Genomic DNA, 14,441 nt, shown 5'->3' on the forward strand with positions numbered 1-14,441 from the left:
TCCGCTCCCTGTCGGACACCGGTCCCGTGGGAAAGGGACGCCTCGCCATGGCAGATCACCTGGAAGCATCCGTCACTCTGCCGAGCGATCCCGCCTCGGTGTCCACCGCCCGGAACTACGTCGCCGGCGTGCTCGCCGAATGGGGCCTGCCGGGCGACACCGACATCGCGGACACCGTGCGCCTGATCGTGTCCGAGCTCGCCACCAACGCCGTCCAGCACACCCTCGGCCAGTCGCCCACCTTCACCGTGGACCTCGCCCTCGACCGCGACGAGCAGCTGCGCATCGGGGTCACCGACAGCCATCCACGCTTCCCGAAACGGTTGCCGGCCGCCGTCCAGCAGGACAACGGCCGGGGCATGGTGATCATCCGCTGGCTGACCGCGGAGTGCGGCGGCAGGCTGAGCGTCAGACCCACCCGGGAGGGCGGCAAGACGGTGGCGATCGAACTGCCGTGGACGGTCTCGGCGCAGCCGGTCAGCGCGGGCGGTCCACAGGAATCCTGACGGGGTCCTCGTCCGGGGCCGACCGTGCCGAGGAGTCGTGGTGGTCGGAGAAGCGGACCACCAGCTTGGGGAGCACGGCCCACAGGAGGAGGCAGACGAGGAATGTGCCGGCCCCGGCGGCCATCCCCGCCTTCCGGCCGAGCGTCACGTCCACGACGAGCAGGACGGAGCCGGTGAAGGCCGGCATCAGCACGATCAGTCCGGCGGTGGCCAGCCGGGACGACACCTGGACGATGAGGGGCTTGGCGTTCTGCTGGAAGAGCGAGCGGTGCAGGGCGGCCGGGGCGGTGAAGAGCGTCGCCGCGAGGACCGCGAGCAGCAGGGTGACGACGTAGGTGGCGCGCTGGACGGAGTCCAGGTCCGGGAAGCGCGGGGTGAAGGCCAGCGTCAGCAGGAACGCGAAGAGGATCTGTACCCCGGTCTGGGTGACGCGCAACTCCTGGAGCAGCTCGGAGAAGTTGCGGTCGGCGCGTTCGAGGGGGGTCTCGTTGCGTGCGGGTCTGGTGCGTTCGTCGGCCATGGTCGAACGGGTATCCAAAACCGCCGGTCGCACGCCCGTCGGGGGCGGTGGAGAACCCCGCCGCCCCCGACGGTGGGTCAGCGGACCCGGCCGTACCAGACGTTCTTCGTCCACAGCTTCTGCAGCCGGACGACGTCACCCGTCTTCGGCGAGTGCCAGATCTTTCCCTTCCCCGCGTAGATACCGACGTGGTAGACGTTCGAGCCCGAGTGGAAGAAGACGAGGTCTCCGAGCTTGCGGCTGCTCGCGGAGATGTGCTTCGTCTTGTTGTACTGCTGCTGAGCAGTACGGGGCAGCTTCTTGCCCGCCTTCTTGAACGAGTAGAGCGTCAGCCCTGAGCAGTCGAACCTGCTCGGGCCCACGGCGCCGTACTTGTAAGGGGAGCCCTTCTTGGAAGCCGCGACCTTGAGTGCCTTCGACGCCACCGTGGCGGCCTCGGCGCCGGATGCGGCGCCCGGGACCACGATGCTGCCGCTGACAGCGGCGATGGTCAGAGCCGAGGCCGTGCCGGCCCGGGTCAACAGCGACGGGACACGATTCAGCGCAGTCATGCGCAACCCTTCGTCAGCCGCCTGTGAAGGATGACCTGTCGGATTCGGGCTGGCGAAGTTGCCCGGCCGCTGACGCGGCTTCACCCCAAGGGCTGCTCGACGCGGTCATGGCGTGACCGTTCCGGCGACCCGTCGTGCTTGGGTCCTCCACTCCTGCCGATGCACTTCTGTCGACCGGTCATCCGGGCGGCGGCAGGACTCGGCGTCCACCCGGATCGCCCCGCCGCTGCGGCGGGGGCTTGTCGTCAGGAAGGGATCTTGGCGCACAGAAGTCCGAAAATCCCAACGGAACCGGGGATTTGTGGTCTTACTCACCACTCGCCCGTTCGGGTGGACAGACCATTTTCGGCTGTTGTGTCCAGTCGGTCGAGGAGGCCCGCACCAGCGCCGGAATGGCATATTCCGGCCCGGTACCAGGCATGTTGCGCAACTTCACAGGTCCTCACGACGTATGGGCCGATGGGTCGATCGCGGTAGGCCGTCCGGACGGCGTGAAACCTGGACCGGACGCCCCGTCAGTAGTACGGCGAGCGCCCCGGATCGGTTCAGGCGGGTGAATCCTCCGGTTCCGGCGGCAGCGCCACCCGGCCCGCGCGCCGCTCGCCGTCCAGGACCCGCAGGGCTCGCGCGAGCGTCGGGGCGTGCACCTCGTTCTCCCCGCGCGCGTGCATCAGTTCGAGCGCATCGCGCAGGGCGGTCGCCTTGGCGACGAGCGCCTGCGCCGCGCGCAACCCGCGGTAGGTGTCACCCGGTCGGGCCGGATTGATCCGGCCGAGCAGATCGACCACATCCAGATAACGGTCGATCAGCTCGGCCTCGGCGCGCGTGAGCGCGGGCAACGGCGGCAGTTCGGGCGGCAGCATCGGCGGCTCACCTCGAGCCGGGGAGCGTCGAGGTCCTGCGGCTCGGGATCACCCGGTCGGCCAGCCCGTACTCCACCGCCGCCTCGGCGTCGAGGAACAGGTCCCGCTCGATGTCGGCGCTGATCCGCTCGGGACTCCGGCCCGTGTGCCGGGCGAGCATCTCCTCCAGCTTCCGGCGGTGGCGGGTCAACTCCTCGGCCTGGATCGCCAGATCGGTGGCCTGCCCCTCGATCCGGTCGGCCACCGCCGGCTGGTGGATCAGTACGCGCGCCCCCGGCAGCACGAACCGCTTGCCCGGCGTGCCCGCCGCGAGCAGCACCGCGGCGGCCGAACCCGCCTGCCCGAGGCACACGGTCTCCACGTCGCAGGTGACGAAGCGGAGGGTGTCGTAGAGGGCCGTCATCGCGCTGAACGAGCCGCCGGGCGAGTTGATGTACAGCGAGATGTCGCGGTCCGGCGACTGGTGTTCGAGGTGCATGAACTGCGCCGTCACGTCGTTCGCCGACGTCTCGTCGATCTGCGTCCCGAGGAACACGATCCGTTCTTCCAGCAACTTCGCATACGGATCCATCGTTCGGTGACCCGCACTGGTGCGCTCGGTGAACTCGGGCAGCATCTGACGGGCCGACGGTCGGTTCGCGGGCATGGGACACGCCTCCTCTGATCGACTTCCGTAAAAAATGTACAGGACGTACGTATCGAGGAGGAGGGGATCGGCCGAGAGCGAACGTCCCCGCGAGCCGGGCTCCGCGGGGACGTGCATTGCGACGAGGGGTGGGGTCAGTTGAGCGGCGCGGGGGCCGGGGTCCCGTAGAAGGTGACCGGCGGCCACCCGCGGGCGGCGGCGAGTTCGTTCAATGCCTCCGCGACCTCCAGCGCGCCGATCCGCTGTGCCGCCGGGGCCTCGACGGCGCTCACGGTGAAGCTCAGGGTCAGTTCCGTCATCTCGGTGCCGGGCATCCGGACGGTTCCGCTGAACCGGGTGCCCTCCGGAAAGTCGACCGCGGCCGTCCCGCTCTCGGCGCTCGCGGTCACCGCCGCGCCGCCCGCATGTGTCGTCGTGGCCGCCTGTGCCGTGCCGCCCGACGCGAGCACCGCTCCCGCTGCCGCCGTCCCCGAGTACCCGAGCAGTGAACGCCTGGAAAAGCTGGACATGGGATCCCCCTCCGACTCTGTTCGGTTGTCATGAACGCCTCCCTGAGGGGGGTCGAGCCCGATCGTACGAACGGGTCGATCGCCGTGGGCCAGAATGGGATCTTCCGCTCGGGGCGACGCGCGGCGCCCGGTCTAAGCTGGGCTCCATGGCCTACGAGATTCCGGTGACGCAAGCCAGGGCTGAGCTCGCCGATCTGATCAACCGCGTGGTCTACGGCGGCGAGCGCGTCGTCGTGACGCGGCACGGGAAGCCCCTCGTCGCCCTGGTCTCGGCAGCCGACCTGGAGCAGCTCGAAGCCCTGCAGGAGCCGGCCGACGAGCCGGTGATCAGCGCCGTCTCCCGAGTCCGCGAGCCCGCACCCGCGCCCCGGGAACAACAGCGCTTCGGCATCGCGGCCGAGCATCGGGGGCCGGGGGCTTCCTAGTCCGTGCGCCGAAAGTGGATCTTGAGCCATGGCCGACCCCGGTTTGAGGGGCGGCGAGATCCCAAGTACCGGACGAGCACTGTGGGAGGCGCCGGCGCCGGTGTCGCTCCCTACAGTGTGATCCAGTAGCGGCGCTTGACGCCCTCTTCGGTGGTGCGGACGTCCTCCAGAACGCCGCCATTGCGCTCGATGGTGCGAGCCGATGCCGCGTTGTCGTCGTCGCAGGTGATGAGGACGCGGCCCAGGCCGAGCGCACGGGCTTCGGGGAGAACCGCGCCGAGAGCCCACGTGGCCAGGCCACGCTTTCGGGCGGAGGGCCGGACGCTGTATCCGATCTGCCCGCCGCTGTGGAGCAGGAAGGCGGTCAGGCGGTGCCGCAGATCGATGGCTCCCATGTAGCGCTCGCCCTCGACGATCCACCAGTGGGTGGCGTGGACCCGCCCGTCTCTCGGGGCAACCGACCGGTCCGACTGCTGTCGCAGTCGCTCCACCCACACCGAGAAGACGGCCGGGTCGTCGAGGTCGGCCCCGGGCATGAGGCCCGAACCGGAGCCGGCGTGGTGAGCGCCCGGAGGCCACTCGTCACGCGCCGCGAGCCATGAGAGCCGAAGTCGATCGGTGGGCGCGATCAGTTCGGGCATGCGGGTGACGATAACACTCATGCACCACGGCTGAGCAGGCATTTTCTGCGGGACTGCGGTGCGTGCCGACCTCACGCGGGGCCGGCCGATGAAGTCCGCCGAAAGGCCGTGCGCCCCCGTCCGCTACAGCGGGGGCGCACGGCCGGTCCGGGTGGGCGGTCGCCGGGTGGGTCAGTGGGCCGGGGCCGTGGCCGGGGTGCGTTCCGGGGCCGTCGGGCCGGTGGGGTGGGTGCGGCGCTCGCGCAGGGTGCCCAGGAGGATCGCCGTCAGGCCGAGCGTGGCCCACGCGGTCAGCACCAGGGCCGGGACCAGGGCGCCGGCGCCGTCGAAGAAGGACACCGACTTCAGGAGCGACGCCCCCGCACCCGGCGGGAGGAGCTGACCGAGGGCGCCGACCGGCTCGGGGAGCATCTGGGGAGCCGAGGAGGCGCCCGCGAACGGGTTGCCGAGGAAGACGATCAGCAGGGCGCCCAGACCGAGGCCCGCCCTGCCCAGCAGTGAGGCGAGTCCGGCCACGGTGGCGCCGACGGCCAGGGTCGCCAGGCTCAGCACACCGGCTTCGGCCCACCAGTGACCGCCGAGCACACCGAGCCAGCTGTCGGCGAGGGTGGCGGCGGCGGTCCCGACCAGCACGGCGGCCCCGACCAGCGCGCCCACCGCACGCCCCCGGCGCAGTCCGAGCAGGGTGACCAGGGCTCCGGACGCCGTGCCGGCCAGGGCCAGGGGCAGCACGCTCGAACCGAAGGCCGAGCCCCGAGGGTCGTTCGCCGGGCTCGCCACCACATCGGTGGTCGCCACCCGGACGCCTTCCTCGGCGGCCTGCTGTGTCACGGCCTGATGCAGCAACTGGGCGACCATCGGGCTCGCCGCCGAGGCGGTGAGCAGCTTGGGCCCGGCCGGGGTGACGACCACCGCGCCGTATACGGTCCGCTCCTCGATCGCGTCCCGCGCGGCCGCCTCGTCGGCGTAGCGATGGATCTCGAACGCGCCGTCCCGCTGCTTCAGCTGCTGCTCGACCTGGGTGACGGCGGCCGTCGGCCCGGCCACGCCGAGCGGGAGGTCGCGGGGGGCGGTCCGGGCGTTGGGCCAGGCGAAGGCCCACAGGGCGAGTGCCGCGACGAGCGGGACCAGGACGATGACCGCGATCATGCGGCGGCCGGGGGGTACGGAGTGGCCCGGGGCCGCCGTGCCGGTGGGTGCGGCGCCGGCTGCGGCGGGGGTGGTGGCTGCGGCGGGGGCGGACATGGCTGGCTCCTCAAAAAAGAAGGATCGTTCGTTTTTCTTGGTTTCACCCTGCTCCGGGTGTCGCGCCTTGTCAAGAAGGAACGTTCGTTTTACGTTGGACGGCATGCCCCGCGTATCCCAGGAGCGTCTGGACGCTCGCCGCCGCCAGATCCTCGACGCCGCCGCCCGCTGCTTCGCCCGCAACGGCTTCCACGCCACCTCCATGCAGGACGTCCTGAAGGAGGCCGACCTCTCCGCCGGAGCGGTCTACCGGTACTTCAGCGGCAAGGAGGAGCTGATCGCCGCGATCGTCGCCACGGTCCTCGGCGAGGTGCGCGAGGCGTTCGAGGAGGCCGCGCGGGAGGGCCCGCCTCCGCCGCCGGACGTCCTGATCGGTGCGGCCCTGCGCCGGATCCTGCACCGGCAGCCGTCGCTGGGGGAGGCGGGGGAGTCCCTGTACGCGCGGCTGATGGTGCAGGTGTGGGCCGAGACCCTGCGCAATCCCGAACTGCACGCCATCCTGGCGGACGGCTTCGCCCAGGTCCGCGCGGCCTGGATCAGGATCGTCGAGGCGTACCAGGACGCCGGCATGATGCGGGCCGACATCCCCGCGCTCAGCGTCGCGCGGACCATGGTGGCGCTCGCCCAGGGCTTCGCCGCCCAGTACGCGCTCTTCGGGGACGTGCCGATCCAGGTGGTCGAGCTGGGGGTCAAGGCGCTGATGAGCATGGGGGACCCGGAGCCCGGGACCGGGCGGGCCGGTCCGGTTAACGTCGCCGAAACGCCGTCCAATTAGCCTGCGGCCACGCCACCAGCGAATTTGCCCGGTGGCGAGGCAACCGGATCCCGCACGGTCCGGAGCGAGGATGTGAGGTGGACGCCGTGCAACTGACCCCGCACGAGCAGGAGAGGCTGCTGATCCATGTGGCGGCCGACGTGGCGGAGAAGCGCCGGGCCCGAGGCCTGAAGCTGAACCACCCCGAGGCCGTCGCGCTCATCACCGCGCATCTCCTCGAAGGCGCGCGGGACGGCCGCACGGTGGCCGAACTCATGGCGTCCGGGCGGCAGTTGCTCACCCGGGACGACGTCATGGAGGGCATCCCCGAGATGATCCACGACGTCCAGGTCGAGGCGACCTTCCCGGACGGCACCAAGCTCGTCACCGTCCACGACCCGATCGTCTGAGGGGGCGGCCGTGATTCCCGGAGAGATCCTCTTCGCCGCCGACCCGATCGTCTACAACGAGGGCCGTGAAGTCACCCGGCTCACCGTCCTCAACGCCGCCGACCGGCCCGTCCAGGTCGGCTCCCACTACCACTTCGCCGAGGCCAACCCCGGCCTGGAGTTCGACCGCGCCGCCGCGCGCGGCAAGCGGCTGAACGTCGCCGCCGGCACCGCCGTGCGTTTCGAGCCCGGGATCCCCGTCGACGTCGAACTCGTACCGCTCACCGGCGCCCGTGTCGTGCCCGGACTGCGCGGGGAGACCGGAGGTGCCCTCGATGCCTGAGATCTCGCGTGCCGCGTACGCCGACCTGTTCGGCCCGACCACCGGCGACCGCATCCGGCTCGCCGACACCGATCTGCTCGTCGAGATCGAGGAGGACCGCTCCGGCGGGCCCGGACTCGCCGGTGACGAGGCGGTGTTCGGCGGCGGCAAGGTCATCCGCGAATCCATGGGCCAGGCCCGTGCTACGCGCGCAGAAGGCACCCCGGACACGGTCGTCACCGGCGCGGTGATCATCGACCACTGGGGGATCGTCAAGGCCGACATCGGCATCCGCGACGGCCGGATCACCGGCATCGGCAAGGCCGGCAACCCCGACACCATGGACGGGATCCACCCCGACCTGGTCATCGGCCCCGAGACCGAGATCATCGCGGGCAACGGGCGGATCGTCACCGCCGGCGCCATCGACGCCCACGTCCACTTCATCTGTCCGCAGATCGCCGACGAGGCCCTGTCGGCCGGGGTCACGACCCTGGTCGGCGGCGGTACGGGGCCGGCGGAGGGCTCCAAGGCCACGACCGTCACCCCCGGCCCGTGGCACCTCGCCCGGATGCTGGAGGCGATGGAGCAGTACCCGCTCAACATCGGCTTCCTCGGCAAGGGCAACACGGTCTCGCACGAGGCGATGCTGTCCCAGATCCGCGGGGGCGCCCTCGGACTCAAGCTGCACGAGGACTGGGGCTCGACCCCGGCCGTCATCGACGCCTCGCTGACCGTCGCCGAACGGACCGGCATCCAGGTCGCCATCCACACGGACACCCTCAACGAGGCCGGATTCGTGGGGGACACGCTCGCCGCGATCGCCGGACGCGGCATCCACGCGTACCACACCGAGGGCGCGGGCGGCGGGCACGCGCCCGACATCATGACCGTGGTCTCCCAGCCGCACGTCCTGCCCAGCTCCACCAACCCGACCCGGCCCTACACCGTCAACACCGCCGAGGAACACCTCGACATGCTGATGGTCTGCCACCACCTGAACGCGGCCGTGCCCGAGGACCTGGCGTTCGCCGAGTCCCGGATCCGGCCGTCGACCATCGGCGCCGAGGACATCCTGCACGACCTGGGCGCGATCTCGATCATCTCCTCCGACGCGCAGGCCATGGGCCGGGTCGGCGAGGTCGTCCTGCGGACCTGGCAGACCGCGCACGTGATGAAGAGGCGGCGCGGCGCGCTTCCCGGTGACGGCCGGGCGGACAACCGACGGGTACGTCGCTATGTCGCCAAATACACGATCAACCCGGCGCTCGCGCAGGGACTGGCCCGGGAGATCGGGTCCGTGGAGAGCGGCAAGCTCGCCGACCTCGTGCTGTGGGAGCCGGCGTTCTTCGGCGTCAAGCCGCAGCTCGTGATCAAGGGCGGGCAGATCGCGTACGCGCAGATGGGCGACGCCAACGCGTCCATCCCCACGCCGCAGCCGATCCTGCCGCGTCCCATGTACGGGGCGATCGGGCGGGCCCCCGCCGCGAACTCGTTCAACTTCGTGGCGCCGCTGGCCATCGAGGACGGGCTGCCGGAGCGGCTCGCGCTGGGGAAACGGTTCGTCGCCATCGAGTCGACCCGGGGGGTCACCAAGGCCGACATGCGGGAGAACGACGCGCGGCCCGACGTACGGGTCGACCCCGACAGTTTCGCCGTGCACATCGACGGGGAGCTGGTGGAGGCCACACCGGCCGCCGAACTGCCCATGGCCCAGCGGTACTTCCTCTTCTGATGGGCGGGTGCTGAATGGGCAGGGCGACTCTTCTCGTACTGGCCGACGGCCGCTTTCCCGCCGGGGGGCACGCGCACTCCGGCGGGGCCGAGGCGGCCGTCAAGGCGGGGCTGATCACCGGGGCGGAGGGGCTGGAGGCGTTCTGCCGAGGGCGTCTGCACACCGCCGGGCTGGTGTCGGCGTCGCTCGCGGCCGCCGCCGCGCTGGGCGCCGACCCGGTCGAGCTGGACGTGGCCGCCGACGCCCGTACGCCGTCGCTCGCACTGCGGGTCGCCTCGCGGAAGCTGGGGCGGCAGCTGATGCGGGCGGCGCGCGCGACGTGGCCCTCCGGGGAACTGGACGCGGTGGCGCGGCAGTTCCCGAAGGGGGCGCATCAGCCGGTCGTGCTGGGGGTGGCGGCCCGGGCGGCCGGGCTGGGGGCGGACGACGCCGCCTACTGCTCCGCGTACGAGAGTGTGAGCGGGGCGGCGAGTGCGACGGTGCGGTTGCTGAGTCTCGATCCGTTCGCGGCGACGGGGGTGTTGGCGCGGCTGGCTCCCGAGATGGACGGGGTGGTGGGGGCGGCGGTCGAGGCGGCGCGGGGGGTGGGGGACGGTGGGGTGGGATGTCTGCCGGTGGCTGCCGGGCCGTTGTTGGAGATCGGGGCGGAGGTGCATGCGGCTTGGCCTGTGCGGTTGTTCGCGTCCTGAGCCTGTCTCGCCCCCGCCGCCCCTACCCGTCCCATCCTCAAGGGACTGCGCCCCATTGACCCCCAAGCGTCCGTCCGGTGGGGGCTGGTCGCGCAGTTCCCCGCGCCCCTGAAAAGCAGGGGCTGCGCCCCGTGCTTTTCAGGCCCGCAGGGCCTGGCCCTTCAGGGGCGCGGGGAACTGCGCGAGAAGCCCCATCCACCCGCACCCGACCTACCACCCACCCCAACAAGGAGCCGCAGACATGCATCTGGACCACTCCCACTCCCACGACGGCCCCTCAGCCATCGGCGCCGACGCGCATCGGGCCGACGGGACGCGGCGCGCACTGCGCGTGGGGCTCGGTGGGCCCGTCGGGTCCGGTAAGACGGCGACCGTCGCCGCGCTGTGCCGGGCGCTGCGGGAGGAGTTGTCGCTCGCGGTCGTGACCAACGACATCTACACGCGGGAGGACGCCGAGTTCCTGCTGCGGGAGGCCGTGCTGCCGCCGGAGCGGATCACGGCCGTGGAGACGGGGGCGTGCCCGCACACGGCCATCCGGGACGACATCTCCGCGAACCTGGAGGCCGTGGAGGACCTGGAGGACGAGGTCGGCCCGCTGGACCTCATCCTCGTGGAGTCCGGTGGCGACAACCTCACCGCCACCTTCTCCAAGGGGCTCGTCGACGCGCAGATCTTCGTCATCGACGTGGCCGGCGGGGACGACATCCCCCGCAAGGGCGGGCCCGGTGTCACCACCGCCGACCTGCTCGTCGTCAACAAGACGGACCTCGCGCCGTACGTCGGGTCCGACCTCGCCCGGATGGCCGCGGACGCGAAGGCGCAGCGCGCGCAGCTGCCGGTGGTGTTCCAGTCGTTGCGCGAAGAGGCCGGTGTCGGAGAAGTCGCCGCCTGGGTGCGGGAGAAGCTCGCGGCGTGGACGGCATGACGGCCCTTCGGGGGGCCGCCGCGGAGCGGCACCGGGGAACCACCGGCGTCAGGGCCACCGCACGCATCGCGGCCCGCGCCGACGGGCGGGGCGGCACGGCCCTGCCCGTGCTGGAGAGCGACGGGCCGCTGGCGCTGCGGCGTACCCGGGGAAGTGGTGACGCGGCGCGGGTCATGCTGGTCGGGGCGATGAGCGGGCCGCTCGGCGGGGACCGGTTCGCCGTCGAGGCGGAAATCGGGGCGGAGGCCCGGCTGGACGTGGGGTCGGCGGCCGCGACGATCGCGTTGCCCGGACAGGCCGGGGGAGAGGCCCGCTACGACGTACGGATCGAGGTGGCCGACGGAGGCGAACTGCGCTGGCTGCCCGAGCAGTTGATCTCCGCGCAGGGCAGCGATCTGGCGGTGTCGACGCGCGTCGAACTCACCGCCGGGGCCCGGTTGGTGTTCCGCGAGGAGCAGGTGCTCGGCCGGGTCGGTGAGGAACCGGGGCGGCTGCGGAGTCGGCTCACCGTGCTGCTCGACGGGCGGCCGTTGCTTGATCAGGAGGTGCGGTGCGGGCCCGGCGCGCCCGGCGGCTGGGACGGTCCGGCGGTGCTGGGCGGACACCGGGCGTTGGGGCAACTCCTCATCGTGCGGCCGGAGTTCGTCGACAAGCTGCCCGAGCCGAGGGTGCTGGGGGAGACCGCCGCGCTCACCCCGCTCGCCGGCCCCGCCGTACTCGTCAGCGCGCTCGCGCCCGACGCGCTGCGGCTGCGGCGTGTGCTGGACCAGGCTCTCGCCGAGCTAGACGGCTGAGGAGGCGTGAGACCTGAGATCCGCTGAACGGGACTTTCCGTACCGGTTATCGGATTAGTAAAGAACGCGTCGGGCCCCTGTTCTCAGGTGCCTCACAGGCACGAGGATCCCCGTGACCATTCGACACTTCGAATCGATGTACGGGGAGTTCCCTCTTGAGAGGTATGAGGCCGACGAGAAGCGCGGGAGCGTTCGGCTCCGCCGGACTGCTCGTCACGGCGACCCTGATAGCCAGTGCCGTCACCGCCCCCGCGGCCGGCGCCGCGGACGGCGCGAGCGCGCAGGACCGTGAGGCCAAGGGTGTCGCCGTCGCCGCCGCGAACGCGGCGAAGCAGGGCATCACGTGGCAGGACTGCCCCGAGAGCTGGGGTCTGGAGAAGCCCATCCAGTGCGGCTGGGTCACCGTGCCGCTGGACTACGCCAAGCCGAACGGCAAGCAGATCAAGCTCGCCGTCGACCGGATCGGCAGCACCGGTACGAAGGAGGAGCGCCAGGGCGCGCTCGTCTACAACCCCGGCGGCCCGGGCGGTTCGGGTCTGCGCTTCCCGCGCCGGGTGACGACCAAGAACCCGCTGTGGGTCAACACGTCCAAGGCCTACGACTTCGTGGGCTTCGACCCGCGCGGTGTCGGCAAGTCCGCGCCCATCTCCTGCGTGGACCCGCAGGAGTTCGTGAAGGCGCCCAAGATGGACCCGGTCCCGGACTCCGAGGCCGACAAGCGTAAGCAGCGCAGGCTCGCGGCGAAGTACGCGGCCGGCTGCAAGGAGCGCAGCGGCGCGATGCTGCCGCACATGACGACGCCGAACACCGCGCGTGACCTGGACGTCATCCGGGCCGCCCTCGGCGAGAAGAAGCTCAACTTCCTCGGTGTCTCGTACGGCACCTACATCGGCGCCGTCTACGGCACCCTCTTCCCGAACCACGTGCGCCGCATGGTCGTCGACAGCGTGGTGAACCCCTCCCGCGAGAAGATCTGGTACCAGGCCAACCTGGACCAGGACGTCGCCTTCGAGACGCGCTGGAAGGACTGGACGAAGTGGGTCGCGGCGAACGACGCCACCTACCACCTCGGTGACACCCAGGCGAAGGTGCAGGCGAACTGGCTGAAGCTGCGCGCCACCGCGAAGAAGAACCCGCTCGGCGGGCTGGTCGGCCCGGCCGAGCTGATCTCCTTCTTCCAGAGCGCCCCGTACTACGACTCCGCGTGGGCGCCCACCGCCCAGGTGTGGAGCAAGTACGCCGCCGGTGACACCCAGGCGCTGGTCGACGCGGCCGCCCCGGACCTCTCCGACACCGCGGGCAACGCCGCCTCGGAGAACGGCAACGCCGTCTACACGGCGGTCGAGTGCACCGACGCCAAGTGGCCCACCAGCTGGAAGAAGTGGGACCGCGACAACACCCGGCTGCACAAGGACCACCCGTTCATGACCTGGGCCAACGCCTGGATGAACCTGCCGTGCGCCACCTGGCAGTCCAAGCAGTACACCCCGGTGGACGTGAAGACCCGGAAGGGCCTGCCGCCCGTCCTGATCGTCCAGTCCGAGCGGGACGCGGCCACGCCGTACGAGGGCGCCGTCGAGCTGCACAAGCGGTTCAAGGGCTCCCGGCTGATCACGGAGACGAAGGCCGGCTCCCACGGAGTCACCGGTCTGGTCAACCCGTGCGTCAACGAGCGCGTGGACAGCTACCTGCTCACCGGCAAGGTGGGCAAGGCCGACGTGAAGTGCGCCCCGCACGCCACGCCGACCCCGTAGGACCCGAAGGGCCGTAGGACCAGAAGGGCCGTAGGGCCCTGAAAGCGGCGAGGGGGCGACCGGCACCGGTCGCCCCCTCGCTCATGCGCTCACACCTGCCGCCCCGCCAGCCAGGCGTCCTCCGCCGCGTAGTCGAAGAGGTCGCCGTAGACCTCGGCCATCCTGGGGTAGGCCTCCCGCCAGTCCCGGCCGCCCGCGAGGCGGGCCTCGATCCAGGCGACCGTCTCCGGCAGCGACTCCGCGTACCGGACCACCGGCCGGTAGCCCAGCTCCCGCTCGGCCGCCGACATGTCGCACACCACGGGCACCGGCACGGTCCACGGGGTGTCGCCCACGGTGGGCGACGGGGCGGGGCCGTCGACGAGCACGTTCCGTGTCCGTACGCCCATCACCGCGTCGACGGCGTCGGCGATCTCCACGACGGTGGGCGCGTCGGGGTCGACGGCGTTCAGCGCCCGTGAGCCGGGCCGGGCGGCGGCCAGCCGGATCAGCTCGGCGATGTTGTGGACGCTCGCCGGATGGAAGCGGCTCGCACCGCCGTGCGCGAGGACGCGGCTCGCCCTGCCGTCCAGGTTGCGCTTGACGAAGTACAGCTCACGCGGTGTGCGGCCGTGCGGTCCGTGGACGGCGCCCGCGCGCAGCAGGGTCGTGGGCAACCGGTCGCCCCCGGCGAGGAGTTCACGCTCCAGCCCGGCCTTGCGGGTGCTGTACGAGGTGTCGTCCGGCCGGACCGTGCGCTGGCTCTCGGGCAGGGGCACCGGGTAGACCGGGAAGCCGCCCGGCTCCCCTTGGGTGTCGAAGTTGCGGCCCTCGTCGTCCTCGTACACCGAGACGCTGGAGACGACGACCGCCGAGCCCACCCGGTCCGCCAGCGACAGCACCTGCCGGGCGTGCTCGGGACCGTACGCGACCACGTCCACCAGCACGTCGCAGCCGTCACCGACCGCGGCCGCCAGCGCCGCGTCGTCGCCGCGGTCCGCGGCGACGGTCCGTACCTCCTCGGGCCACCCCTCGTCCCGGCCGCCGCCCCGCGAGACGGCCGTCACCGCCCATCCGTCGCGCGCCAGCGCGCCCACGGCCGGCCGGCCGATCTGTCCCGTCGCTCCGACCACCACAGCTCGTCGTGTCATGGCCCCGACCGTACGACGCCGGTGCGCCGAGCGCCGGGCCGCT

General features: G+C 71.7%; 18 protein-coding genes and 1 riboswitch. Of the genes, 10 read left to right on the forward strand and 8 right to left on the reverse strand.

The annotated features are described in order from the left end of the window. The first annotated feature begins 47 nt into the window (after nucleotides 1-47). Nucleotides 48-506 carry an ATP-binding protein gene (locus HW837_RS32785; protein ID WP_093789707.1) on the forward strand — a complete coding sequence of 153 codons (459 nt, stop codon included), beginning with the start codon at nucleotides 48-50 and terminating at the stop codon, nucleotides 504-506. Here the strand turns inward: HW837_RS32785 and HW837_RS32790 are convergent. From HW837_RS32790 to HW837_RS32810, 5 genes are all read right to left on the reverse strand, one after another. Beyond that, a complete protein-coding gene (locus HW837_RS32790; RefSeq protein ID WP_093789708.1) occupies nucleotides 478-1,026 on the reverse strand; it encodes a DUF6328 family protein in 549 nt (182 codons plus the stop codon). The genes HW837_RS32785 and HW837_RS32790 overlap by 29 nt on opposite strands. Before the next feature lie 77 nt (nucleotides 1,027-1,103). Further along, nucleotides 1,104-1,577 (reverse strand): C40 family peptidase, encoded by a 474-nt coding sequence (locus HW837_RS32795; protein ID WP_045562372.1) that lies wholly within the window; start codon nucleotides 1,575-1,577, stop codon nucleotides 1,104-1,106. Between the two features lie 3 nt (nucleotides 1,578-1,580). Then, nucleotides 1,581-1,751: riboswitch (cyclic di-AMP (ydaO/yuaA leader) on the reverse strand. A gap of 371 nt (nucleotides 1,752-2,122) precedes the next feature. After that, complete coding sequence (locus HW837_RS32800) at nucleotides 2,123-2,440, reverse strand: hypothetical protein (RefSeq protein WP_045562371.1); 318 nt, start codon at nucleotides 2,438-2,440, stop codon at nucleotides 2,123-2,125. Between the two features lie 7 nt (nucleotides 2,441-2,447). Continuing rightward, nucleotides 2,448-3,086, reverse strand: coding sequence for an ATP-dependent Clp protease proteolytic subunit (locus HW837_RS32805; protein ID WP_193380874.1), 639 nt, complete (start codon nucleotides 3,084-3,086; stop codon nucleotides 2,448-2,450). Between the two features lie 134 nt (nucleotides 3,087-3,220). Next, a complete protein-coding gene (locus tag HW837_RS32810) occupies nucleotides 3,221-3,595 on the reverse strand; it encodes a hypothetical protein (protein WP_060885589.1) in 375 nt (124 codons plus the stop codon). Nucleotides 3,596-3,741: 146 nt separating this feature from the next. Between HW837_RS32810 and HW837_RS32815 the strand changes: the two genes are divergently transcribed. Continuing rightward, on the forward strand, nucleotides 3,742-4,020 hold the full coding sequence (locus HW837_RS32815; protein WP_045562368.1) for a type II toxin-antitoxin system Phd/YefM family antitoxin: 279 nt from the start codon (nucleotides 3,742-3,744) through the stop codon (nucleotides 4,018-4,020). A gap of 110 nt (nucleotides 4,021-4,130) precedes the next feature. Here the strand turns inward: HW837_RS32815 and HW837_RS32820 are convergent, their stop codons facing one another. Both HW837_RS32820 and HW837_RS32825 read right to left on the reverse strand, forming a co-directional pair. Beyond that, complete coding sequence (locus HW837_RS32820) at nucleotides 4,131-4,661, reverse strand: GNAT family N-acetyltransferase (RefSeq protein ID WP_045562367.1); 531 nt, start codon at nucleotides 4,659-4,661, stop codon at nucleotides 4,131-4,133. 171 nt (nucleotides 4,662-4,832) lie between these two features. Then, entirely contained in the window at nucleotides 4,833-5,906 is a 1,074-nt protein-coding gene (locus HW837_RS32825; protein ID WP_045562366.1) for an ABC transporter permease, read from the reverse strand. A 103-nt stretch (nucleotides 5,907-6,009) separates the two neighbouring features. On the opposite strand from HW837_RS32825, the gene HW837_RS32830 reads away from it, so the two are divergent. From HW837_RS32830 to HW837_RS32865, 8 genes are all read left to right on the forward strand, one after another. After that, complete coding sequence (locus HW837_RS32830; RefSeq protein ID WP_093789710.1) at nucleotides 6,010-6,681, forward strand: TetR/AcrR family transcriptional regulator; 672 nt, start codon at nucleotides 6,010-6,012, stop codon at nucleotides 6,679-6,681. A gap of 86 nt (nucleotides 6,682-6,767) precedes the next feature. After that, nucleotides 6,768-7,070, forward strand: coding sequence for an urease subunit gamma (locus HW837_RS32835; RefSeq protein WP_045562427.1), 303 nt, complete (start codon nucleotides 6,768-6,770; stop codon nucleotides 7,068-7,070). A gap of 10 nt (nucleotides 7,071-7,080) precedes the next feature. Further along, nucleotides 7,081-7,392 (forward strand): urease subunit beta, encoded by a 312-nt coding sequence (locus HW837_RS32840; protein ID WP_045562365.1) that lies wholly within the window; start codon nucleotides 7,081-7,083, stop codon nucleotides 7,390-7,392. Beyond that, nucleotides 7,385-9,106 (forward strand): urease subunit alpha, encoded by a 1,722-nt coding sequence (locus HW837_RS32845; protein ID WP_045562364.1) that lies wholly within the window; start codon nucleotides 7,385-7,387, stop codon nucleotides 9,104-9,106. The genes HW837_RS32840 and HW837_RS32845 overlap by 8 nt, the downstream gene beginning before the upstream one ends. A gap of 14 nt (nucleotides 9,107-9,120) precedes the next feature. Beyond that, nucleotides 9,121-9,795 (forward strand): urease accessory protein UreF, encoded by a 675-nt coding sequence (locus tag HW837_RS32850; protein ID WP_045562363.1) that lies wholly within the window; start codon nucleotides 9,121-9,123, stop codon nucleotides 9,793-9,795. A 241-nt stretch (nucleotides 9,796-10,036) separates the two neighbouring features. Next, nucleotides 10,037-10,720, forward strand: coding sequence for an urease accessory protein UreG (gene ureG / locus HW837_RS32855; protein ID WP_193380875.1), 684 nt, complete (start codon nucleotides 10,037-10,039; stop codon nucleotides 10,718-10,720). Further along, nucleotides 10,717-11,514, forward strand: coding sequence for an urease accessory protein UreD (locus tag HW837_RS32860; RefSeq protein WP_193380922.1), 798 nt, complete (start codon nucleotides 10,717-10,719; stop codon nucleotides 11,512-11,514). The genes ureG and HW837_RS32860 overlap by 4 nt, the downstream gene beginning before the upstream one ends. Before the next feature lie 164 nt (nucleotides 11,515-11,678). Continuing rightward, a complete protein-coding gene (locus tag HW837_RS32865) occupies nucleotides 11,679-13,268 on the forward strand; it encodes an alpha/beta hydrolase (protein WP_193380876.1) in 1,590 nt (529 codons plus the stop codon). A gap of 89 nt (nucleotides 13,269-13,357) precedes the next feature. On the opposite strand, the gene HW837_RS32870 is transcribed toward HW837_RS32865, so the two are convergent. After that, nucleotides 13,358-14,383: an NAD-dependent epimerase/dehydratase family protein gene (locus HW837_RS32870; protein ID WP_045562359.1), complete on the reverse strand. Its 1,026-nt coding sequence runs from the start codon at nucleotides 14,381-14,383 to the stop codon at nucleotides 13,358-13,360. Nucleotides 14,384-14,441 lie beyond the last annotated feature (58 nt).

The sequence above is a fragment of the Streptomyces caniscabiei genome (genome assembly GCF_014930365.1).
Taxonomy (GTDB): domain Bacteria; phylum Actinomycetota; class Actinomycetes; order Streptomycetales; family Streptomycetaceae; genus Streptomyces; species Streptomyces caniscabiei.